This is a genomic window from Streptomyces sp. NPDC050548 (genome assembly GCF_044457385.1).
In the GTDB taxonomy this organism is placed as follows: domain Bacteria; phylum Actinomycetota; class Actinomycetes; order Streptomycetales; family Streptomycetaceae; genus Streptomyces.
In genome coordinates, this window is record NZ_JBITGV010000004.1 from 261,267 (window position 1) to 282,617 (window position 21,351).

19 protein-coding genes and 5 tRNA genes are annotated in these 21,351 nt (G+C 68.9%); 14 read left to right on the forward strand and 10 right to left on the reverse strand.

Annotated elements, in window-relative coordinates; genetic code table 11:
• Positions 1–21 precede the first annotated feature (21 nt).
• Both ACIBJH_RS14370 and ACIBJH_RS14375 read left to right on the forward strand, forming a co-directional pair.
• Positions 22–768 (forward strand): AraC family transcriptional regulator, encoded by a 747-nt coding sequence (locus tag ACIBJH_RS14370; protein ID WP_399117153.1) that lies wholly within the window; start codon positions 22–24, stop codon positions 766–768.
• On the forward strand, positions 761–1,831 hold the full coding sequence (locus ACIBJH_RS14375) for a DNA glycosylase AlkZ-like family protein (protein WP_399117154.1): 1,071 nt from the start codon (positions 761–763) through the stop codon (positions 1,829–1,831). The genes ACIBJH_RS14370 and ACIBJH_RS14375 overlap by 8 nt, the downstream gene beginning before the upstream one ends.
• Here ACIBJH_RS14375 and ACIBJH_RS14380 read toward each other — a convergent pair.
• Positions 1,818–2,426, reverse strand: a complete 609-nt coding sequence (locus tag ACIBJH_RS14380; RefSeq protein ID WP_399117155.1) for a YceI family protein — start codon at positions 2,424–2,426, stop codon at positions 1,818–1,820. The two genes, ACIBJH_RS14375 and ACIBJH_RS14380, sit on opposite strands and share 14 nt — an antisense overlap.
• Before the next feature lie 401 nt (positions 2,427–2,827).
• Between ACIBJH_RS14380 and ACIBJH_RS14385 the strand changes: the two genes are divergently transcribed.
• From ACIBJH_RS14385 to ACIBJH_RS14395, 3 genes are all read left to right on the forward strand, one after another.
• On the forward strand, positions 2,828–4,411 hold the full coding sequence (locus ACIBJH_RS14385) for an acyl-CoA carboxylase subunit beta (protein ID WP_399117156.1): 1,584 nt from the start codon (positions 2,828–2,830) through the stop codon (positions 4,409–4,411).
• A gap of 57 nt (positions 4,412–4,468) precedes the next feature.
• On the forward strand, positions 4,469–4,657 hold the full coding sequence (locus ACIBJH_RS14390; protein ID WP_019068709.1) for an acyl-CoA carboxylase subunit epsilon: 189 nt from the start codon (positions 4,469–4,471) through the stop codon (positions 4,655–4,657).
• 170 nt (positions 4,658–4,827) lie between these two features.
• Positions 4,828–4,998 carry a hypothetical protein gene (locus ACIBJH_RS14395; protein ID WP_399117157.1) on the forward strand — a complete coding sequence of 57 codons (171 nt, stop codon included), beginning with the start codon at positions 4,828–4,830 and terminating at the stop codon, positions 4,996–4,998.
• A 57-nt stretch (positions 4,999–5,055) separates the two neighbouring features.
• On the opposite strand, the gene ACIBJH_RS14400 is transcribed toward ACIBJH_RS14395, so the two are convergent.
• From ACIBJH_RS14400 to ACIBJH_RS14435, 8 genes are all read right to left on the reverse strand, one after another.
• Positions 5,056–5,637, reverse strand: coding sequence for an ATP/GTP-binding protein (locus ACIBJH_RS14400; protein ID WP_009314218.1), 582 nt, complete (start codon positions 5,635–5,637; stop codon positions 5,056–5,058).
• Positions 5,618–6,190: a DUF742 domain-containing protein gene (locus ACIBJH_RS14405; protein ID WP_399117158.1), complete on the reverse strand. Its 573-nt coding sequence runs from the start codon at positions 6,188–6,190 to the stop codon at positions 5,618–5,620. The genes ACIBJH_RS14400 and ACIBJH_RS14405 overlap by 20 nt, the downstream gene beginning before the upstream one ends.
• Positions 6,191–6,284: 94 nt before the next feature.
• Complete coding sequence (locus ACIBJH_RS14410; RefSeq protein ID WP_005479603.1) at positions 6,285–6,698, reverse strand: roadblock/LC7 domain-containing protein; 414 nt, start codon at positions 6,696–6,698, stop codon at positions 6,285–6,287.
• A gap of 10 nt (positions 6,699–6,708) precedes the next feature.
• Positions 6,709–10,017 (reverse strand): nitrate- and nitrite sensing domain-containing protein, encoded by a 3,309-nt coding sequence (locus ACIBJH_RS14415; RefSeq protein WP_399117159.1) that lies wholly within the window; start codon positions 10,015–10,017, stop codon positions 6,709–6,711.
• A 401-nt stretch (positions 10,018–10,418) separates the two neighbouring features.
• Positions 10,419–10,994 (reverse strand): ATP/GTP-binding protein, encoded by a 576-nt coding sequence (locus ACIBJH_RS14420; RefSeq protein ID WP_006375318.1) that lies wholly within the window; start codon positions 10,992–10,994, stop codon positions 10,419–10,421.
• On the reverse strand, positions 10,975–11,373 hold the full coding sequence (locus tag ACIBJH_RS14425; protein WP_019058642.1) for a DUF742 domain-containing protein: 399 nt from the start codon (positions 11,371–11,373) through the stop codon (positions 10,975–10,977). The genes ACIBJH_RS14420 and ACIBJH_RS14425 overlap by 20 nt, the downstream gene beginning before the upstream one ends.
• A 111-nt stretch (positions 11,374–11,484) precedes the next feature.
• Entirely contained in the window at positions 11,485–11,898 is a 414-nt protein-coding gene (locus ACIBJH_RS14430; protein ID WP_005479910.1) for a roadblock/LC7 domain-containing protein, read from the reverse strand.
• Between the two features lie 9 nt (positions 11,899–11,907).
• Positions 11,908–15,858: a nitrate- and nitrite sensing domain-containing protein gene (locus ACIBJH_RS14435; RefSeq protein WP_399117160.1), complete on the reverse strand. Its 3,951-nt coding sequence runs from the start codon at positions 15,856–15,858 to the stop codon at positions 11,908–11,910.
• Between the two features lie 571 nt (positions 15,859–16,429).
• Between ACIBJH_RS14435 and ACIBJH_RS14440 the strand changes: the two genes are divergently transcribed.
• The 9 genes from ACIBJH_RS14440 to ACIBJH_RS14480 all read left to right on the forward strand — a co-directional run bounded on the left by ACIBJH_RS14440 (position 16,430) and on the right by ACIBJH_RS14480 (position 20,605).
• Positions 16,430–16,615, forward strand: coding sequence for a hypothetical protein (locus tag ACIBJH_RS14440; RefSeq protein ID WP_399117161.1), 186 nt, complete (start codon positions 16,430–16,432; stop codon positions 16,613–16,615).
• 339 nt (positions 16,616–16,954) lie between these two features.
• Positions 16,955–17,731, forward strand: a complete 777-nt coding sequence (locus ACIBJH_RS14445) for a fumarylacetoacetate hydrolase family protein (RefSeq protein WP_019068715.1) — start codon at positions 16,955–16,957, stop codon at positions 17,729–17,731.
• Positions 17,724–19,208 carry a glutamate--tRNA ligase gene (gltX, locus tag ACIBJH_RS14450; RefSeq protein WP_399117162.1) on the forward strand — a complete coding sequence of 495 codons (1,485 nt, stop codon included), beginning with the start codon at positions 17,724–17,726 and terminating at the stop codon, positions 19,206–19,208. The genes ACIBJH_RS14445 and gltX overlap by 8 nt, the downstream gene beginning before the upstream one ends.
• Before the next feature lie 63 nt (positions 19,209–19,271).
• The gene (locus ACIBJH_RS14455) at positions 19,272–20,003 is read left to right on the forward strand and encodes an HAD family hydrolase (RefSeq protein ID WP_399117163.1); all 732 of its coding nucleotides are present in this window, start codon (positions 19,272–19,274) and stop codon (positions 20,001–20,003) included.
• Positions 20,004–20,095: 92 nt separating this feature from the next.
• Positions 20,096–20,167, forward strand: a tRNA-Gln gene (locus ACIBJH_RS14460).
• A 21-nt stretch (positions 20,168–20,188) separates the two neighbouring features.
• Positions 20,189–20,261: transfer RNA gene (locus tag ACIBJH_RS14465), tRNA-Glu, on the forward strand.
• 62 nt (positions 20,262–20,323) lie between these two features.
• A tRNA-Glu gene (locus tag ACIBJH_RS14470) sits at positions 20,324–20,396 on the forward strand.
• A 20-nt stretch (positions 20,397–20,416) separates the two neighbouring features.
• Positions 20,417–20,488, forward strand: a tRNA-Gln gene (locus tag ACIBJH_RS14475).
• A gap of 44 nt (positions 20,489–20,532) precedes the next feature.
• Positions 20,533–20,605, forward strand: a tRNA-Glu gene (locus ACIBJH_RS14480).
• Positions 20,606–20,655: 50 nt separating this feature from the next.
• Here the strand turns inward: ACIBJH_RS14480 and ACIBJH_RS14485 are convergent.
• Positions 20,656–21,300 (reverse strand): MerR family transcriptional regulator, encoded by a 645-nt coding sequence (locus ACIBJH_RS14485; protein ID WP_399117164.1) that lies wholly within the window; start codon positions 21,298–21,300, stop codon positions 20,656–20,658.
• Positions 21,301–21,351: the final 51 nt, after the last annotated feature.

A 21,351-nucleotide genomic window follows, 5' to 3' on the forward strand; every position in this document is an offset into this window, starting at 1 on the left:
CTTCCGATAAACTGCCAGACAATGACAGAAATCCGCCATGAGCCGGTGGCGCCGACCCGCACCCAGTGGCTGGCCCCCGGCGCCGCCATCGACGCCCACCGCCACGACGACCACCAGATCGTCTACGCGGGGCGCGGCGTGCTGGCCGTGACGACCGGTACGGGCTCGTGGATCGCACCGGGCACCCGCGCCATCTGGGTACCGGCCGGCACCGTCCACGCCCACCAGGCCCACGGCGAACTCGAACTGCGGACGGTCGGCCTGCCCGCGAGCGACAACCCGCTGGGGCTCGACCAGCCGACGATCCTGGAAGTCGGGCCGCTGCTACGGGAGTTGATCATCTCCTACACGCAGGCCCCGGAGGACGAGAGCCCCGAACGCGCGCGACTCCGCGCCGTGCTGCTCGACCAGTTGAAGGCCTCGCCCCAGCAGCCCCTGCACCTGCCCACCCCAACCGCCCCTCTCCTGCGGGCAGTCTGCGAGATCCTGCGCGAAAACCCGGCCGACGACCGCACCCTGGCCGCCCTCGGCAGACAGGTCGGCGCGAGCGACCGTACGCTCTCCCGGCTCTTCAAGTCCGATCTCGGCATGAGCTTCCCGCAGTGGCGCACTCAACTCCGCCTGTACCGCGCCCTGGTGCTGCTCGCCGAGGACACCCAGGTCACCGCCGTCGCCCACCGGTGCGGCTGGTCGTCCGCCAGCGCCTTCATCGACGTCTTCCGCCGCACCTTCGGCCACACCCCGGGAGCACATCAGCGCCATGCGTGAACTGACCCGTACCGAAGCCCGCCGCATCGCCGTCCAGGCGCAACTTCTCGACGCCCACCGCCCCACCGAACTCCACACAGTGGTACGCCAGTTGACCCTGCTCCAGATCGACCCCACGGCCGCGATCGCACCCAACGCCGACCTGGTCGCCTGGAGCCGCCTCGGCTCGTCGTACACACGGGAGGACCTCGCCGCCGCGCTCACGAACCGCACCCTCCTCGAACTCCGCGCGATGATCCGCCCGAGCGAGGACCTGGCGCTGTACCGCGCCGACATGGCCGTATGGGAGAAGGAGACCAAGCACTACCGGGAGTGGGTCGCGGCCAACGACGCGTGCAGGCGCGACATCCTCGACCGGCTGGGCGGCCAAGGTCCGCTCACCTCAAGGGAGTTGCCCGACACCTGCGCGGTGCCGTGGCAGTCGTCCGGCTGGACGCACAACCGCAACGTCACCCAGCTCCTGGAGCTGATGGTGCTCAGAGGGGAAGTCGCGATCGCGGGCAGGGCGGGACGTGAACGGCTCTGGGACCTGGCCTCCCGCGTCTACCCGGACGAACCCGCCGTCCCCGTCGCCGAGGCCCGCCGTCTCCGGAACGAACGGCGGCTCCGCGCACTCGGCATCGCCCGCGCCATCGGCACCGCGCTCCCGGTCGAACCCGCCGTCGTCGGCGAGGCCGGCGAACCGGCCGTCGTAGAAGGGGTGAAGGGGGAGTGGAGGGTCGATCCGGCGTACCTGGAGCGGCCGTTCACCGGCCGCGCCGCACTGCTCTCACCGTTCGACCGACTCGTCCACGACCGGCAGCGCACCACCGAACTCTTCGGCTACGACTACCAGTTGGAGATGTACAAACCGGCCGCGAAGCGCCGCTGGGGCTACTTCGCGCTGCCGATTCTCTACGGCGATCAGCTCGTCGGGAAGCTCGACGCCACCGCCGACCGCAAGGCAGGCGCGCTCCTGGTGAACGCCGTCCATCAGGACGTGGAGTTCAGCAGGAGCATCGCCGATGCCGTGGAGGCCGAGATCGATGATCTGGCCGCGTGGCTCAACCTCAGGCGCTCTTGATCGCCGAGATGTCGAAGTTCAGCTTGATCTTGTCGGAGACGAGGACGCCACCGGTCTCCAGCGCCGCGTTCCAGGTGAGGCCCCACTCGGAGCGCAGGATCTCGGCCTTGCCCTCGAAGCCGACGCGCTCGTTGCCGAACGGGTCCTTCGCGGCGCCGTTGAACTCCAGGTCGATGGTGAGCGGCTTGGTGGTGCCGAGGATCTCCAGGTCACCGGTGATGCGGTAGTCGTCGCCGCCCAGGGCTTCGGCGGAGGTGGAGCGGAAGGTCATCGTGGGGAACTCCTCCGTCTTGAAGAAGTCCGCGCTCTTGAGGTGACCGTCACGGTCCGGGGAGCCGGTGTCGATGCTCTCCATCTTGACGTCCAGGGAGGCGGTGGACTTGGCGGGGTCCGAGCCGTCGAGGTTCAGCGTGCCGGTGAAGTCGAGGAACTTGCCCTTGACGTTCGTGACCATGGCGTGGCGGGCGACGAAACCGAGCGTGGTGTGCGACGGGTCGATGGTGTACTCGCCGGTCAGCGCGGCCAGGTCGGGGTTGACGGCGGCGGGCGCCGAGGTGGTGTCGGTGTCGTCGCTCTTGCGGCCGAAGATGCCCATGACGTGCTCCTAAGGGGGACGGGGGTCGTGCGGGGATGAAGCTGTTGAATGTTCAACGATGCCAACACGAAGGACCGTAGACCTATTCCATTCAATTTTCAACATCATCCGCAGGGTGTTTCACCAACTACTACGAGTACGCTCTCGCGGCGGGCTCGGCAATGCGGGAATCGGGCCTGGGGTCCCTCCGGGAATCACTCTGGGGATGGCATCCTCCCCATGTGAATGTGAGGTGGCTCTCAGCTGACGCCTTTGTGTGACTCCTACAACGGGCACGCCCCCTGAGCAGTCGGAACGGCTGCATGCCCGTGAGGTTCTGTTCGGTGGTACCAGGAAAACGGGCCGGAGACTGTGCAGAGTCGACGGCGCACAATCCTTGGTGTGCTTCGTAGGGTCGGTACATGACCGTTTTGGATGAGGCGCCGGGTGAGCCGACGGACGCGCGCGGGCGAGTGGCCGAACTGCACGAGATCCGTGCCCTGGCACTGGCCGGCCCGAGCGAGAAGGCGACCGAGGCGCAGCACGCCAAGGGGAAGCTGACCGGCCGGGAGCGCATCGACCTGCTCCTCGACCCCGGGTCCTTCCGCGAGGTCGAGCAGCTGCGCAGGCACCGAGCCGTCGGCTTCGGCCTGGAGGCCAAGAAGCCGTACACCGACGGTGTCATCACCGGCTGGGGCACGGTCGAGGGCCGCACGGTCTTCGTCTACGCGCACGACTTCCGGATCTTCGGCGGCGCGCTGGGCGAGGCCCACGCCACGAAGATCCACAAGATCATGGACATGGCCATCGCGGCGGGTGCTCCGCTGGTGTCGTTGAACGACGGCGCCGGTGCCCGTATCCAGGAGGGCGTCAGCGCGCTCGCCGGCTACGGCGGCATCTTCCAGCGCAACACGAAGGCGTCCGGGGTCATCCCGCAGATCAGCGTGATGCTCGGCCCGTGCGCGGGCGGCGCGGCGTACTCGCCCGCTCTCACGGACTTCGTGTTCATGGTCCGTGAGACGTCCCAGATGTTCATCACGGGTCCGGACGTGGTGAAGGCGGTGACGGGCGAGGAGATCACGCAGAACGGCCTGGGCGGCGCCGACGTGCACGCCGAGACGAGCGGTGTCTGCCACTTCGCCTACGACGACGAGGAGACCTGCCTCGCCGAGGTGCGCTACCTCCTGTCGATGCTCCCGCAGAACAACCGCGAGAACCCGCCCCGCGCCGAGTCCTCCGACGCCGCCGACCGCCGCTCGGACATCCTGCTCGACCTGGTCCCGGCCGACGGCAACCGGCCGTACGACATGGCCAAGGTCATCGAGGAGATCGTCGACGACGGCGACTACCTGGAGATCCACGAGCGCTGGGCCCGCAACATCATCTGCGCGCTGGCCCGCCTCGACGGCCAGGTCGTCGGCATCGTCGCCAACCAGCCGCAGACCCTCGCGGGCGTCCTGGACATCGAGGCGAGCGAAAAAGCTGCGCGCTTTGTCCAGATGTGTGACGCTTTTAACATTCCGATCGTTACGCTTCTGGACGTCCCGGGATTCCTTCCCGGCGTCGACCAGGAACACGGCGGAATCATCAGGCACGGAGCGAAGCTGCTCTACGCGTACTGCAACGCCACCGTGCCGAGGATTTCGCTCATCCTGCGCAAGGCGTACGGAGGCGCCTACATCGTCATGGACAGCCAGTCCATCGGTGCGGACCTCACTTACGCCTGGCCCACCAACGAGATCGCCGTGATGGGCGCCGAAGGTGCCGCCAACGTCATCTTCCGCCGCCAGATCGCCGACGCCGAAGACCCCGAGGCCATGCGGACGCGGATGGTCAAGGAGTACAAGTCCGAGCTGATGCACCCGTACTACGCGGCCGAGCGCGGACTCGTCGACGACGTCATCGACCCGGCCGAGACCCGCGAGGTCCTCATCCAGTCGCTCGCGATGCTGCACACCAAGCACGCGGACCTGCCCTCGCGCAAGCACGGCAACCCCCCGCAGTAACCCAGCGGACCCTCCGCGCTACCCGTGCGGAAACCTCTCTCACGGAGACTGAGACCTATGACCACGCCTGACATTCGTGTCGAGAAGGGCCACGCCGAGCCCGAGGAAGTCGCCGCCATCACGGCCATCCTCCTGGCCCGCGCGGCAGCAGCCCCGACCACTGAGACCCACCGTCCCCTGCGCAAGGCCGGCTGGCGCCGACTGGAGCGCGAGGGTGGGTTCCGGGCGCCGCACAGCTGGCACTGAGCCCCCGAAGCACGCACAGGGCCCCGACCGTCCTTCACCGGGCGGCCGGGGCCTCTGCATGCCGGTGGACATCACCGACCCCGACTGGCCGGCCCGTCTGCGCGACGGGCCGGACCCGCTGGACGAGGCCGGCGTCCGCCAGGGACCACGGCGACGACACCCGGGACGAGATGGTCACCCTGAACGGCCTGTGCGAAGAGGCCCGTGAGGCGCGGGTCGACATCCGGCCGCTTCTGCTGGAAGTGGCCGAACTCTCCAGTGCCGAGGACAAGTTCGGGATGAGTCGCATCCGGGACATCCTGCGGAGAGCGGCCTGGCGTGACCCCGTCGGGCTCTGGTGAACGGAAAACGGCCCCCGCGCCTCCCTCCGGAGGTACAGGGGCCGTGTCGCGTCGGTCCTACCGCAGCCGCGCCATCAGCGCGTGCTCCACCAGCGTGATCAGTGCCGACTTCGCGTCGGCGCGGTGCCGGGCGTCCGTCGTGATGATCGGGGTGTCGGGGCCGATCTGGAGGGCCTCGCGGACCTCGTCCGGGTTGTACGGCTGCTGGCCGTCGAAGCCGTTGAGGGCGATGACGAAGGGGAGGCCCGAGTTCTCGAAGTAGTCGACCGCGGGGAAGCAGTCGGCGAGACGGCGGGTGTCGACCAGGACGATCGCGCCGATCGCGCCTCGGACCAGGTCGTCCCACATGAACCAGAAGCGGTCCTGGCCGGGGGTGCCGAACAGGTACAGGATCAGGTCCTGGTCCAGGGTGATGCGTCCGAAGTCCATGGCGACCGTGGTGGTCGTCTTGTCTCCGGTGTGGGTGAGGTCGTCGATGCCCGCGGAAGCGGACGTCATGACGGCCTCGGTACGCAGCGGGTTGATCTCCGAGACGGCCCCGACGAACGTGGTCTTGCCCACGCCGAAGCCACCCGCCACCACGATCTTCGCCGAGGTGGTGGAGCGGGAAGGACCGCCGCTAGAGCTTGCGAAGTCCACTGAGCACCCTTTCGAGCAGTGTCACGTCTGGCTGGCCGCCGGCGTTCTCGTCGCCGCCGGGCTGATGAATGGCGACCAGGCCCGCCTCCGCCAAGTCGGCGACGAGGATCCTGGCCACACCGAGAGGGATCGTCAGGAGGGCCGAGATCTCGGCCACCGACTTGATCTCCCGGCAGAGGTTGCAGATCCGCTGATGCTCGGGCAACTGGCCCTGCATCTGGTGCGGCTGCGCGGTGGTGTGCACCAGCGCCTCGATGGCGAGCTGGTAGCGGGGGCGGGTCCGGCCGCCGGTCATGGCGTACGGACGCACCAGGGGATTGCTCGACGAACCCGCGGGCGCGGCCTCGGGGGAGCGTCGGTGCGGCTGCACGGGCTGGATGCGCGGCGCCGGCGGCTGGTCGTACGGCGACGGACCGGGGCCCTGCGGGTACTGAGGGTGACGCGGGGAGGGCGAGGAGGGGAAGTTGTACCGGTTCCCGGAACCGTCGTCCTGCCCCTGGCCGGGGCCGTACGACCAGTTGCCCGAAGACGAACCGCCTGGGGGTGTTGCCACTTTCTCCTCCTCCGACTGTGCCGGGCACCCATCAATGTGGAGCCGCGTCCCGAAACCTTATGGCCTCGGGACGCCAAAACGCACCGTCCGCTGGTTAGTTGAGAAGGCTCCCCTGGAGCTCTGCTCGAAGGTCAGGGGTCAGGACCGTGCCCGCGCGGTCCACCAGAAGGGCCATCTCGTACCCAATGAGGCCGATGTCCGCCTCGGGGTGTGCGAGAACCGCGAGCGAGGAACCGTCGGACACGGACATGATGAAGAGGAATCCCCGCTCCATCTCCACAACCGTCTGGTTCACGCTGCCGCCCTCGAAGATGCGCGAGGCACCGGCGGTGAGGGAGGTAAGACCCGACGCTACGGCCGCCAGCTGGTCGGCGCGGTCACGCGGGAAACCTTCGGACATCGCCAGAAGGAGTCCGTCGGCGGAGACCACCACCGTGTGGGACACACCGGGGGTGTTGTCCACGAAGTTGGTGATCAACCAGTTCAGGTTCTGCGCCGCCTGGCTCATCGGGCTCACACTAACGCTCCTGGTTGTAGGTGCTGTCAGAGCCGAAACCCTGACCGTTCGTTTCACTGCCTGCGCTGCGACCCCGCTGGACGCCACGGCGCAGGTTGCTGAGCCTGCCCCGGATGTCCTCGGGAGCGCGGGAGACCTGGGGGCCGCCCTGAGGGGTGCTCTCGGCGGTGCCCTCGACCAGGTTGGCCTTGGGCACCCGCCTCGGCAGGCCGGAGGAGGTGACCCCGCCGGCCTTCGGCTTCTTCAGCGCCGAGGCCTGCTGCCACCGCTCGTCGTTCGCCGAGCGCCAGTCCACGGTCCCGGTGCCGCCGTTGGCGCTGCCGTTTCCGTTCGCGGTGCCGTTCGCCGTACCGAAGATGTTGGTGCTGCTCTCCGGGGCGGAGGCCGTCGACTCCTGGCGCGCGGGCTGCGAACCGTTGGTGCCTTTCGCGGCCGAACCGCGGCGCGGCAGCCCGGCGTCGGTCAGCGCGTGGACAGCAGAGGGGGCCGGTCCCGGACGGTCGAAGCCTACGTGATCCCGCTCACTCACGTCAGCGGCCTGCGAAGGTTCCGGTTCCGGAGCGTACTGGTCCGGGTAGCCGTTGCGGTAACCGTCCTGCTGCGGCCAGTCGTCCTGATAGGACGGCTCTTCGAAGCCCGGATACGTCTCCGGGGCCACGGAGTGCGCCGACGCGTGCTCCTCCTGCACCGGCTCCGCATACCCGGGCTCCGGGTATCCGCCGTTGGCCGCGAAGGAGTCGGCGAAGGTGTCGTTCTGCGTCCCGTTGCCGTTCGGCGCGAAGTACTGCTCGTCGTACGCGGGCTGAAGCGGCTCGTCGTACGACGTCTGCTGCTGCTCCTCGTACGTCGGCTGCCCGTTGTACGCCGTCGGCTGCTCCTGGTACGCCTGCTGGCCGTTCTCGGCGTACGGCTGCTGCCGCGGTTCCTCGAACTCGGTGAACTCCGGGTAGGCGCCCGGCTCCAGGGCCTCCTGGCCCGGCTTCTGGGACTCCAGGGCCGCCCGGCGCTCCTCGCGCATCAGCGAGCGGCCCACCGGGTCGAGCTCGCGGATGTCGTCCGGCACCTCGGGGTAGCGGGTGTCGTCGAAGCCGAGCTCGGCGGCCGTGAGCGGGGCGCGGTTGAAGTCCTCGCCCTGGTACTGCGGCTGCTCCGGCATGATCTGCGAGACGGTGAACTCGTCGCGCTGGAGCTGCTGTTCGCCACCGCCACCGTGGGTGATCGCGTCCGGCAGCATGACCAGCGAGGTGGTGCCTGCCTGCTCGCCCGAGGGGCGGAGCTGGACGCGGATGCCGTGCCGGTCGGACAGCCGGCCGACCACGAACAGGCCCATGCGCTGGGAGATCGCTACGTCCACGGTCGGCGGGTTGGCCAGCTTGTGGTTGATGTCCGCGAAGTCCTCGGCGGTGAGGCCGATGCCCTTGTCGTGGATCTCGATCATCACGCGGCCGTCGGGGAGACGGGTCGCGGTGACGCGGACCTTGGTCTGCGGGGAGGAGAACGTCGTCGCGTTCTCCAGCAGCTCGGCCAGCAGGTGCACGAGGTCGGTCACGGCGCGGCCGTGGATCTCGGCCTCCGGGACACCCGACAGCTCGATGCGCTCGTACTGCTCCACCTCGGAGGAGGCGGCGCGCAGCACGTCGACCAGCGGGACCGGCTGGTCCCAGCGGCGGCCCGGCTCCTCGCCGGCGAGGACCAGGAGGTTCTCGCCGTTGCGGCGCATACGGGTCGCGAGGTGGTCCAGGCGGAAGAGGTTCTCCAGCTGGTCCGGGTCGGCCTCGTTGTTCTCCAGGTCGGTGATGAGGGTCAGCTGGCCCTCGATCAGGGACTGGTTGCGGCGCGAGAGGTTGGTGAAGATCGCGTTGATGTTGCCCCGCAGGAGGGCCTGCTCGGCGGCGAGTCGTACGGCCTCGCGGTGGACCTGGTCGAAGGCTCTGGCGACTTCGCCGATCTCGTCCGTCGTGGTGATGGGGATCGGCTGGACCCGGGTGTCGACGCGGCCGGGGTCGGTGCGCGAGAGCTGGTCGACCAGCATCGGCAGGCGCTGCTCGGCGATGCCGAAGGCCGCGTTGCGCAGCTGGCGCATCGCGCGGCTCATCTGGCGGGCGACCGCGCCGGCGAGGATGAAGGCGAGGAGCAGGGCGACGACGACGGCGGCACCGGTGATGATGGCGTCACGCTTGGCGTTGTCGGCGATGTCCGAGGCCTCGTTCACCGCGGTCTGGGCCTTGTCGGACTCGATCTTGCGGTAGGCGTCGTACTTCAGGGTGGTGGCGCCCCACCAGTTCGTCACGCTGACGCCCTTGGAGGCGAGGAGCTGGCGCGCGGCCGGGTCCGTGGTCTGCAGCTGCGACATGGCCTTGACCATGTCGGTCGGGTCGTCGGACGGCGGCGGTACATAGTCCTTGCTCTGGGCCGCCGCCTGCTTGACCATCGCCGTGGCGTCGGACTTGAGCTTCGTCTCGGCCGCCTGCAGCGTGGCCACGTCCTCGGCGGTGCCGCCGTACTGGTACTCCTGGATGCCGATGCCCTCCAGGTAGGCGTACGAGGTGAGGGCCGTGCGCTGCTGCTGCAGGCTCGTGGTGCTGGTGCCCGGCTTGATCAAAAGGTGGACGCCGATGGAGCGCTCCAGGGACACCGCGCCCTTGGCCAGGGCGATGGCGTAGAGCGAGCGGCCGTAACTGGTGATGTTGCCGGTACCGAGGCCGAGTTCGTTGGTGAACGAGAGGAGCGGCTGCTCGACGCTGGTGTAGGACTCTTCGGTCTGCACGCCCGTCACCTTGGAGGTGTACGCGATCGCGCGGATCTGCGTGAGTTGCGGCTCCACCTTCTTGAAGTTGGCCAGGCGGCGTTTCAGGTTGGCCCGGTCCGGCATCTTCAGGGCGGCCTTGTCGAACTCGTCCGCGGCCTGGTCCGTCGCCTTGCGGGCGGTGACGACCGTCTTGTCGTTCTTGCCCTTGCCTTCCAGCAGCGGCTCGGCGCTCACGTCGCGCTCGACGAGGATCGCGTTGCTGTACGTCAGCGCGGCCTGCACCAGGCGCGCGGTGTTCTCCGCGTCCTGGGCGTTCTGCCAGGTGTCGATGGAGTTCTTCACCTGGAAGCCGCCCATCACGAGGCCGACGGCCACGGGTATGAGCAGGATCGCGTTCAGCCGGGTCGGCACCCGCCAGTTGCGGGGCGACAAACGGCCTCCGCTGGGAGGGGGTGGTGCCGAGGGCTCCGAGCCTGGCACAGGGGCGGGCGCCGCTCCGCGCGGCGGCGGGGTGAAGTTGCCCCGGGCCGACGGCTCGGGACCGTTCTTGCTTCGCCTCACTCGACCAACAACCTTCCGGCGGTCGGCACCTATCCTCGTGCCGCAGTGTCTCAGGCCCGTCAACGAGCGCTGACTATGAGTACGTCGTTGACTATTGGGCAGTTCAGGCATTCCAGCACGTCAGCCTGCGCGATTCCAAACAGTCGGAACGGCGGATTCCGAGTGATGTAAGCCCCAGATAAAACGGTCATAAAGAGCGAGCCCCGCCAAAAGACGGGGCTTTGCTAGCGCAGTGGCACCGGATGACCGCGACGCGTTGCGGTACCACCGGATTCCTCTGCCGAAACGTTATGAACACCGGGGCCGACCGTGTCAAAGGCCACAGCCGGCTCCGGGGTGTCTACGACAACTGCCGTATGGCGCTGCCGACTTGAGAACTGCATGTCGAGGCCCGCCAACAGCTACCGGAGTCGGGCCATCAGTGCGTGCTCGACCAGCGTGATCAGCGCACTCTTGGCGTCCGAACGGTGCCGGGCGTCCGTCGTGATGATCGGCGCGTCCGGTCCGATCTGCAGGGCCTCGCGCACCTCCTCCGGGTTGTACGGCTGGTGGCCGTCGAACCCGTTGAGGGCTATGACAAAAGGCAGCCCGCTGTTCTCGAAGTAGTCGACCGCGGGGAAGCAGTCGGCGAGACGGCGGGTGTCGACCAGGACCACGGCGCCGATCGCGCCGCGCACCAGGTCGTCCCACATGAACCAGAAGCGGTCCTGACCCGGCGTACCGAAGAGGTACAGGATCAGGTCCTGGTCCAGGGTGATACGGCCGAAGTCCATGGCCACCGTGGTGGTGGTCTTGTCCCCGGTGTGGGTGAGGTCGTCGATGCCCGCCGAGGCGGACGTCATGACGGCCTCCGTGCGCAGCGGGTTGATCTCGGAGACGGCACCCACGAACGTGGTCTTGCCGACGCCGAAGCCACCCGCCACCACGATCTTCGCGGAGGTGGTCGCCCGCCCTCCGTCAGAGCTTGCGAAGTCCACTGAGCACCCTTTCGAGCAGCGTCACGTCCGGTGCGCCGCCGTTGTTCTCGTCGCCGCCCGGCTGGTGGATGGCCACCAGTCCGGCCTCGGCGAGGTCCGCGACGAGGATCCGCGCCACACCGAGGGGCATGGCGAGGAGTGCCGACACCTCCGCGACCGACTTGACCTCACGGCACAGGTGGCAGATGCGCTGGTGCTCAGGGAGCAGTCCCATCAGCGCTGCCGGGTCGGCCGTGGTGCTGATCAGTGCCTCTATGGCGAGCTGATAGCGCGGCCGGGTCCGGCCGCCGGTCATCGCGTAAGGACGTACCAGCGGCTGGTCGCCCTCGTCCCCGTACGGCTCGGCGTACGGATCATGAGAGGCGGTGGGCGGGGTCATGAATCCTCCGGGCGGGACAGCAAGTCGGTCGGGCTAGCCGTCTGACAGGGCCGGTGGGGGGATTGTGGCGGCCGGACGGTGATTTGGTGAGACGGGTGGTGCCGGGGCCGGTCAGTGAAGCAGACTGCCCTGGAGTTCGGCGCGCAGGTCCGGCGTGAGGACCGCCCCTGCACGGTCGACGAGCAGTGCCATCTCGTAGCCGACGAGGCCGATGTCGCATTCCGGATGCGCGAGCACCGCCAGCGACGAGCCGTCCGAGACGGACATGAGGAAGAGGAACCCTCGCTCCATCTCCACGACGGTCTGCGCCACGTCGCCGCCCTCGAAGATCCGGGAGGCCCCGGCCGTCAGCGAGGTCAACCCGGATGCCACGGCCGCGAGTTGATCGGCGCGGTCGCGCGGGAAGCCTTCCGACATGGCCAGAAGGAGTCCGTCGGCGGATACGACGACGGTGTGGGACACACCGGGGGTGTTGTCCACGAAGTTGGTTATCAACCAGTTGAGGTTCTGTGCCGCCTGGCTCATCTGGCTCAACTAACGCTCCTGCTGGTGAGTGGGGCTGGGGAAGCTGCCGGTCTGGCCGGTACCCGTACCGGCCTGGCGGCCCTGTGCGATGCCCCGACGGAGATTGGTCAGCCGGCCGCGTACGTCGTCAGGCGCACGCGAGACCTGCGGACCGGTTTGGTGCTGTTGCTGCTGAGCCGTGCCCGGGACGAGGTTCGCCCTGGGCACCCGGCGCGGCAGGCCGGAGGTGGTGACGCCGCCCGCGGCCGGTTGCCGTACGCGCTCCGCCTGCCGAACGAGATCGTCGTTCGGCGAGCTGCGCCAGGTACCGCCCGTGGGACGCTGAGGGGGTGTCGCCGGAGCCTGCGGTGCCTGCGGCTGCGGGGCGGGCGCGGAACCGTTGCTCTGGCTCTGCGCTTCCGCCTGCTGGCCGTGGAACCAGTTGGTCTCCAGCGTGTCGTACAGCGGCGTCCTGCCGTCACCGGGACCCGTGGCAGGCGGCAACGCCTCGGGCTCCTGGCGGGTGGGACGCTGCGGGGCGGGCGGACGCGCGGTGCCGAAGTCGGCACCGTTGCGATTCCCGTTGACCTGCGGACGGTCGAACTGCCCGGTGTTCCCGGGGTTCTGACGGCCCGGCAGATTGTGCTGACCGGCGGACCCGTTGTCAAAACCGGGTGTCGCGAACTGGCCGGTGGAGCTGCCGTCGTAGGCCTGCGGGACGGCGAACTGTCCTGTGTTGGCCGGGTTGGACGGGTTGTTGGCCGGGCTGTTCGGGGAGCCGAAGACGTCCGAGCGGACGAACTGGCCGCCGTTCTGCTGCGAGTTGGAACCGGGACGCGGGGGCTCGAAGTCCTGCCGCGGGAACTGGCCGTTGGACTGCGCCCCGTTGGCGCCCGGACGCGGGAACTGGCCCGTGTTCTGGGACCCGTTGACGTTCGGCCGGGGGAAGGAACCCGTGTCCTGCGGGCCGCCCGCACCGGGGCGCGGGAACGAGCCGGTGTCCTGCGGTCCGCTCGTGCCCGGACGCGGGAACGAACCCGTGTCCTGCGGTCCGCTGGTGCCCGGGCGCGGGAACTGCCTGCTGTCCTGCGCGTCGAGGCGCGGGATCGCCGGCATCTCCTGCGTGCCGGGGCCCTGACGGTCGTCGATGCGCGGCATCCGGGAGGTCTGCTCGGCGTCGCGCTCGTCGTGACCGCGCGGGGCGTCGAGGTTGCCGCGGCCCAGCGGGGGCTGCGCGTTCTCGTCGCTCCAGCTGGGGCGCTGGTTGTTGCCGCCCGGCAGCTCGGCCCGCGCACCACCGCGCGGCGGCAGCTGCGGCTGACGCCCACGGCGCCGGCCACCGCCACGGGGCGGCTCGGGCTCGTTGTTCGCGCGCTGCGGCGGAACCGCGCCGTTCTGCTGCTGCGGAGGGGTCCCGCCGAAGGCGTCCTGACGTCCGTCACCGAAGCCCTGCGGGGTACCCGTACCGGCCGCCTGCAGCCCCTGCGGGGCACCGGGCGCCTGGCCGAAGAGACCGGCACCGGAACCGGCCGCCGGACGGCCCTGCGGCGCCGAGGGACCCTGAGGGCCACGCGCACCGCCGGGAGCACCCGGGCCACCGGGACCACCCGGACGTCCACCGCCCGCACCGGGCAGCGCGGCCCGCGGGCCCTGACCGGAACCGACCTGGCCGCGCGGAGCGGCACCGGCACCGAGCAGTCCGCCGTTCCCCGGCGCGCCCGCGCCGACGGCGGAGCCGCCCTGACCGTTGCCCCGGCGGGCCGCACCGGCGCCGGCGGCGGCAGCCGCCGCACCGACAGAGGCCTGGCCGGGCTTGCCCGGAGCGGGCTTCTTGCCGCCCTGGGCGACATCGACCGGGAGCATGACCAGCGCGGTCGTACCACCGGAGTCGGACGGACGCAGCTGGATACGGATGCCGTGACGCTGGGACAGCCGGCCGACCACGAACAGACCCATGCGGCGGGAGACCGAGACGTCCACGGTGGGCGGCGAGGCGAGCCGCTCGTTGATCGCCGCGAGGTCCTCGGGGGAGAGGCCGATACCGGTGTCGTGGATCTCGATCAGGACGCGGCCGTCGGGCAGCGCGTGACCGGTGACCTTGACCTTGGTCTGCGGCGAGGAGAACGAGGTCGCGTTCTCCAGCAGCTCCGCGAGCAGGTGCACGAGGTCGTTGACCACGCGGCCGGCCACTTCGGTGGTCGGCACGGAGGACAGCTCGATGCGCTCGTACTGCTCCACCTCGGAGGCGGCGGCGCGGAGCACGTCGACCAGCGGGACCGGGCGGGTCCAGCGGCGGCCGGGCTCTTCACCGGCGAGAACGAGAAGGTTCTCACCGTTACGGCGCATACGGGTCGCGAGGTGGTCGAGCTTGAAGAGCGAGGACAGCTGGTCCGGGTCGGCCTCGCGGGACTCCAGCTCGGAGATGAGCGAGAGCTGACGCTGGATGAGGCCCTGGGAGCGGCGCGAGAGGTTGGTGAACATCGCGTTGACGTTGCCCCGCAGGAGGGCCTGCTCGGCGGCGAGGCGGACCGCCTCGCGGTGCACGTCGTCGAAGGCCGCGGCCACCTGGCCGATCTCGTCACGGGAGTGCACACCGACCGACTCCACGGACGTGTCGACGTCCTGCGGGTCGGACTCGGAGAGCTGCTTGACCAGCTCGGGCAGCCGGTCCTGGGCGACCTTGTTGGCGGTCTCCTGGAGCCGGCGCAGCGAGCGGATCATGGACCGGGCGATGACGAAGGCGCCGACGAGGGAGACACCGAGCACGAGCAGGATCAGCGCACCGGAGATGATCGCCTCGCGCTCGGAGGCGGAGCGCAGCTCGCGGGCCTTCTGCTCCATGTCCTCAAGGAGCGTGTGCTCGATCTTCTTCATCTGCTCGATCTTGGTCGAGCTGTCGTCTATCCAGTCCTTGTACGACCGCTTGTCCAGCGAGGCCAGGCCGTTGGTGTTGGCGAGGGCGCGCTCCGCGTACTTGTCCGCGGCGTCGATCGTGGCGTTGCCGTCCTCGATCGGCTGGATGAGCTCCTCGGCACCCTGGTCGCCGTAGATGTTGCGGAAGATCGCCAGGTCCGACTTCTCGCTCTCCAGCGCGGAGTCGGCGTACAGCCGGTCGTTGTCGGAGAGCTGGCCGGTCGTCGTGTTGTTGGCCGGCAGGGCCGCCGCGATGACGGCGCGCTGCACGGACGCGAACTCCTTGGCCGAGGAGAAGGCGGCCAGGGCGCGCGTGCGCTGGATCATCTCGGGGTTGCTGGTCGCCTCCGCCATGTCCTGCGAGAGGTCGAGCAGCTGGGTGATCAGACGGTGGTAGGCGTCGACCGTCTGCGTCGAGTTCTCCTTCGACTGGTACGCCGTCTTGCGGATCCGGTCGAGGTTGTCCAACTCGGTGGCGAGACCGACGACGGTCTCGCGGACGCCCTGCAGGTTTCCGTTCCTGCTGGCGCTGTCCACCTCTTCCGAGGAGTTGATGAAGTTGTCGCGGGCCCGGTCGGTCTTCTCCTCGTAGCCCTTGATCTGGTAGTCGGTGGCCTTGACGCCGTGCGACAGGGGGCCGGCCGACTGGTCGCGCTCCTCCTGGAGCGCGGTGGCCAGCTCGGTGGCCTGCTTGGTCATGTCCGTCAGCAGCTTCATGTTGTCGAGCTGCTGGATGTCGGTCATGGAGTCGCTGATGCGCAGGGCGCCCAGCGAGGTGGCCGCGACCACGGGGAGCGCGAGCAGCGACACCAGGCGCGTGGAGATGCGCCAGTTGCGCAGAGCGACGCGCGAGCCGGGTCCTGGGGTGCCGCTCGGCGGCTTCACCGGGGGCGTGGGGGTCGGGGCTGCGGACACACCGGGGCGCCCGGGGGCCCCGCCTTCACCTGACGGTGCCGGGCCCGGGTTCTGGGCGTGCTGGGGCGAGGAGCTGCCGGTGTTGGGGCCAGCCCCGCCATGCGGCTCCGGCTCCGCCGGAGCACTGCCATCCCTCTTGAAACGTCCCTGCACTAGCGTCGCAACCTCTGGACCAGGCGTCCCCCGCGCGAACGGAAGGACGGTGTCGGCGTCTTGGGGAGCGCCCTGAACGCGCACCCCATGTGTGGTCGTGAGTGACCGGCGCTGCTCCCCCTTCCGCCGCCCTCGGCGCTGCGTTGCGCCCCCTGCGCGCCGGGCTGATTCTGCGGCGGTCCGTGGAATTCCAGCACAGTGCCGGATCTCCAACAAGGCCCGTAGGCCAGGCTGTGACCTGTGTGACACCCCGTGAGGACAGTGTCACGAGACGTAGAAAGCTATTCACTCCAAAGCGGGCAAATCCCCACCATCCCGTGAGGCGTGGGTTGTGCCCAAGTCGCCATGATCGGGAGCGGAATGACATCTTCAGGGGGTCAATGTCCGTTTCGTTGAGGTGAGTTGCGGGTCCGAATTGGTCGGTATGCCCATGAGGTGGTGAGCAAACTCACATGGGGATCACGGGCTCTTCACGCGTTCGGCCGGGAATTGGATGTTTAGCCTGACGCTTTACATGAGGGCACAATCTGTCAACCACCCACCCACGAACTGACGAGGGTCGACTACAACAGTGAAGACGACGATGATGTTCCGCAACATTGCCAACCCGCGACGCACGACGCTGGCGCACCTCTCCGACGCCGACGAACTGCAGACGCCGGAGCAGCCGGAGCACTCTCTCGAACTGCCGGCCCAGACCGCCAACCCGCGCCGCACGATCCTCATGGAGATCCCGGTCGGCGCCGCCGCGGAGTAATTGCGCGAGCAGGGGTCCCGCCCGCCCCACGGCGTCCGGCACGCTACCCCCGCCGCCTCGGAGGTGTGGAGGCTGCCCCCGCCCGCTGCACCGGGCGAAAGCCCGAGTGCGTCCACAGCGCGGGCTTCCGCCCGGCGATTCCCGAGTCTCTGGCCGGGCCCCGGAGCACGCACCGGAGCACTGCGGGGGCAGCGCGCACCCGCCCGCGTCCAGTCGGCGCCGGTGCTCTGCCGCGACCTGATCCGCCGGAGAGGGCTTAATCGGCGAAGCAGCGCCTCCGCACCGCGTTAGCCTGGAGCGTCAGACTCCAGCCAGCTCAGTGAGGGGCGCCAGGATCCCGTGCGCATCGCCAGATTCTCCATCGACGGGAACGTCGCCTTCGGCGCGGTCGAGGGCGACAAGCCGGACGAACTCGTCCTCGACATCATCAAGGGCATCCCGTTCGCGGACTTCGAACTCTCCGGCACGAAGGTCCCGCTGAGCAAGGTCAGGCTGCTGCCGCCGGTGCTCCCGAACAAGGTCGTCGCCTACGGCCGCAACTACGCCGAGCACGCCCGCGAACTGGGCAACGAGGTGCCGGACGCCCCCTTCGCCTTCTTCAAGCCGTCCACCTCCGTGATCGGCTCCGGCGACGACATCCAGTACCCCTCCTTCACCGAGGACCTCCACCACGAGGCCGAACTGGCCGTCGTCATCGGCCGGATGTGCCGCGAGGTCCCGCGCGAGCGCGTCAAGGACGTCATCCTCGGCTACACCTGCGCCAACGACATCACCGCGCGCGACGTCCAGAAGCGCGAGAAGCAGTGGGCCCGCGCCAAGGGCTTCGACACCTCCTGCCCGCTCGGCCCCTGGGTGGAGACGGACCTCGATCCGAGCGACCTCACCATCCAGCTCACGGTCAACGGACAGCAGCGCCAGCTCGGCCGCACCAGCGAGATGATCCACTCGATCGAGGACCTGATCGTCAACATCACCGAGGCCATGACGCTGCTCCCCGGCGACGTGATCCTCACGGGCACCCCGGCAGGCGTCGGACCGCTCACCGTCGGCGACGAGGTCGCCGTCACCATCGAAGGCATCGGCACTCTCACCAACAAGGTTGTCAAGCGTGGCTAGCGCATCCGCCCCAGCAGTCCGAGTCCGTTTCTGCCCCTCGCCGACCGGCAACCCGCACGTGGGCCTGGTCCGCACCGCCCTGTTCAACTGGGCGTTCGCCAAGCACAACCAGGGCACGCTGGTCTTCCGCATCGAGGACACCGACGCGGCCCGCGACTCCGAGGAGTCCTACGGCCAACTCCTCGACGCGATGCGCTGGTTGGGCTTCGACTGGGACGAGGGCCCCGAGATCGGCGGCCCGCACGCGCCCTACCGCCAGTCGCAGCGCATGGACATCTACAAGGACGTCGCGAAGAAGCTCCAGGACGCCGGCCACGCCTACGACTGCTACTGCTCCACCGCGGAGCTGGACGCCCGCCGCGACGCCGCCCGCGCCGCCGGCAAGCCGTCCGGCTACGACGGCCACTGCCGCGCCCTCACCGCCGAGCAGGTCGAGGCCTACAAGGCCGAGGGCCGGGTGCCGATCGTCCGCTTCCGGATGCCCGACGAGACGATCACCTTCACCGACCTGGTCCGGGGCGAGCTGACGTTCACCCCGGAGAACGTCCCGGACTACGGGATCGTACGAGCCAACGGCGCCCCGCTGTACACGCTCGTCAACCCGGTCGACGACGCCCTGATGGAGATCACCCACGTCCTGCGCGGCGAGGACCTGCTCTCCTCGACGCCCCGTCAGATCGCCCTCTACAAGGCGCTGATCGAGCTGGGCGTCGCCAAGTCGGTGCCGTCCTTCGGGCACTTGCCGTACGTGATGGGCGAGGGCAACAAGAAGCTCTCCAAGCGCGACCCGGAGTCCTCGCTCAACCTCTACCGGGAGCGCGGCTTCCTGCCCGAGGGACTGCTCAACTACCTTTCCCTGCTGGGCTGGTCGCTCGCGGCCGACAGGGACGTCTTCTCGATGGACGAGATGGTCGCGGCCTTCGACATCGCGGACGTGAACCCCAACCCGGCGCGCTTCGACCTGAAGAAGTGCGAGGCGATCAACGCCGACCACATCCGGCTGCTCGACGTGAAGGACTTCACCGAGCGCTGCGCCCCGTGGCTGCGCGCCCCCTTCGCCCCCTGGGCGCCGGAGGACTTCGACGAGGCCAAGTGGCAGGCCGTCGCCCCGCACGCGCAGACCCGTCTGAAGGTGTTGTCGGAGATCACGGACAACGTCGACTTCCTGTTCCTGGCCGAGCCGGTCGAGGACGAGGCGTCCTGGACGAAGGCCATGAAGGAGGGCTCCGACGCCCTCCTCCGTACGGCCCGAGAGAAGCTTGAGTCGGCCGACTGGAACTCGGCGGAGTCCCTCAAGGAGGCCGTCCTGGCCGCCGGCGAGACCCATGGCCTCAAGCTCGGCAAGGCCCAGGCCCCGGTCCGTGTCGCCGTCACCGGCCGCACGATCGGCCTGCCGCTCTTCGAGTCCCTGGAGATCCTGGGCAAGGAGAAGACCCTGGCCAGGATCGACGCGGCGCTGGGGAAGCTGGCGGCCTGACCGTCGACCACGTGGGGCCCCGGGGCGCTGACGCGCTTCGGGGCCCCACGTTATTGTCGGATCATGAGCATTCGGGCCGTGGTCTGGGACGTCGACGACACCCTGTTCGACTACACCGGCGCGGACCGCACGGCCATGCGGGAGCACTTGGTCGCCGAGGGGCTGCTCGACGGACACGAGAGCCTGCTGGCGGCCCTGGAACGCTGGCGGGTGGCCACCGAGTTCCACTGGGCGCGGTTCGCGGCCGGAGAAGTCACCTTCGAGGGACAGCGGCTCGACCGGGTCCGGCACTTCCTGGACCAGGAGCTGACCGACGCCGAGGCCGAGGACTGGTTCCGGCGATACAAGACCCACTACGAGACGGCCTGGGCCCTCTTCCCGGACGTCCTGCCCGTCCTCGACACCCTCGCGGCCAGTCACCGCCACGCGGTCCTCTCCAACTCCAGCCTCACCGTGCAGGACCGCAAGCTGCGCGCCCTCGGGGTGCACGACCGCTTCGAGGTCATCCTGTGCGCGGCCGAGCTGGGCGTCTCCAAGCCCGAGGCCGGCGCCTTCCTCGCGGCCTGCGAGGCACTGGAACTGCCACCGCACGAGGTGGCGTACGTCGGCGATCACCCGGAGATCGACGGGCGGGGCGCCGCGGACGCCGGTCTGCTCTCCGTCTGGATCGACCGCCACGGCGGGCACGCCTCGGTCGAGGCCCTGGTGGGGCGGCACAGGATCGGTTCCCTCGCCGAACTCCCCGCTCTGCTCGGCGCCGATACCCGTTTTGGAGCCCCGTCCACCTTCAGGTAATGTTGTTCCTGCGCCGCCGGAGAGCGGGCCGAAAGGCCAAGGAACCGGAGGCGTCAACTGGAACAAGGTCCTCACAAGGACTTGCGTTTTAGTGGCCTATGGTGTAATTGGCAACACTACGGTTTCTGGTACCGTCATTCTAGGTTCGAGTCCTGGTAGGCCAGCTCGCAGAGCTCATCTGCAACGCCCCCGTTGTGTAGCGGCCTAGCACGCTGCCCTCTCACGGCAGTAGCGCCGGTTCGAATCCGGTCGGGGGTACAGATCCTTCCCAGGAAGGCGGTCCGGGTCGCACCCGCCGCCCTCCATGCAGGATCGCTAGGGCCCCCGTTGTGTAGCGGCCTAGCACGCTGCCCTCTCACGGCAGTAGCGCCGGTTCGAATCCGGTCGGGGGTACGTTTTACCTTGAAATACCTTGGTCTATGGTGTAATTGGCAACACTACGGTTTCTGGTACCGTCATTCTAGGTTCGAGTCCTGGTAGACCAGCTCTGATCTGCGGCTGTGTAGTTTTAAACGCCTGCATGATCTAGGCCCCCGTTGTGTAGCGGCCTAGCACGCTGCCCTCTCACGGCAGTAGCGCCGGTTCGAATCCGGTCGGGGGTACGCAGACGAACGGCCCTCCACTTCGGTGGGGGGCCGTTCGCATGCCCGGCTCACTCGAAGCCGTACCGCCGCGCCGACTCCTCCTCCTGCGCCAGCCGGTGCAGCGCCTGGAGCACCGGCTCGACGAAGATCGCACCCGCCACCGCCGTCTCCACCTTCTCGGCCTCCGAGGGATGCGTCTCCACGAAGTCCAGGTCGAGCACGGCCGCCCGGTGCATCAACTTGGCGTAGTTCACGACCAGTTCGGGGGGCCAGTCGTACCCGAGCCGGCGAAGTGCGGCCACCGCCACCACCAGTGAGCGGTACGACGGCGAAATGGTCACCAGCGCCTGGGAGTTGGACCAGCCCAGCGTCTCCAGGAGTTTGTCCACCTCGCGGTGCGCGGCCTGGACGTACTCGTCCTCCGCGTCCGGCTCCGGAACCTGCGGCAACGCCCAAAGTGCCGCGCCCAACCGGATCGTACGGCCCAGAGAGTCGTCGTCCACATGGCCGAGCACCTCGCGGACCGTGGCCACCGGCAGCCGGCCGACCTGGATCATCGCGCGCACCAGACGCAGTCGGCGCAGCTGCTCCTCGTTGTACTCGGCGGTGGTCGTGTTGACCTGGCGGCCGGGGCTCAACAGCCCTTCGCGCAGGTAGTACTTGATCGTCGCGATGGACACACCGCTGCGCTCGCTCAACTCGGACAGCCGCATGTCTTGCGCCCTTTCTCGGATACCGGCACTATCCAAACACGGGTCATCGGA

What these genes read in the sequence shown, in the direction of transcription:
- ACIBJH_RS14370 (WP_399117153.1), top strand. Translation starts at nt 22, where the DNA reads ATGACAGAAATCCGCCATGAGCCGGTGGCGCCGACCCGCACCCAGTGG.
- ACIBJH_RS14375 (WP_399117154.1), top strand. Translation starts at nt 761, where the DNA reads ATGCGTGAACTGACCCGTACCGAAGCCCGCCGCATCGCCGTCCAGGCG.
- ACIBJH_RS14380 (WP_399117155.1), bottom strand. Translation starts at nt 2,426, where the DNA reads ATGGGCATCTTCGGCCGCAAGAGCGACGACACCGACACCACCTCGGCG.
- ACIBJH_RS14385 (WP_399117156.1), top strand. Translation starts at nt 2,828, where the DNA reads ATGACCGTTTTGGATGAGGCGCCGGGTGAGCCGACGGACGCGCGCGGG.
- ACIBJH_RS14390 (WP_019068709.1), top strand. Translation starts at nt 4,469, where the DNA reads ATGACCACGCCTGACATTCGTGTCGAGAAGGGCCACGCCGAGCCCGAG.
- ACIBJH_RS14395 (WP_399117157.1), top strand. Translation starts at nt 4,828, where the DNA reads ATGGTCACCCTGAACGGCCTGTGCGAAGAGGCCCGTGAGGCGCGGGTC.
- ACIBJH_RS14410 (WP_005479603.1), bottom strand. Translation starts at nt 6,698, where the DNA reads ATGAGCCAGGCGGCGCAGAACCTGAACTGGTTGATCACCAACTTCGTG.
- ACIBJH_RS14425 (WP_019058642.1), bottom strand. Translation starts at nt 11,373, where the DNA reads ATGACCCCGCCCACCGCCTCTCATGATCCGTACGCCGAGCCGTACGGG.
- ACIBJH_RS14430 (WP_005479910.1), bottom strand. Translation starts at nt 11,898, where the DNA reads ATGAGCCAGGCGGCACAGAACCTCAACTGGTTGATAACCAACTTCGTG.
- ACIBJH_RS14455 (WP_399117163.1), top strand. Translation starts at nt 19,272, where the DNA reads ATGAGCATTCGGGCCGTGGTCTGGGACGTCGACGACACCCTGTTCGAC.
- ACIBJH_RS14485 (WP_399117164.1), bottom strand. Translation starts at nt 21,300, where the DNA reads ATGCGGCTGTCCGAGTTGAGCGAGCGCAGCGGTGTGTCCATCGCGACG.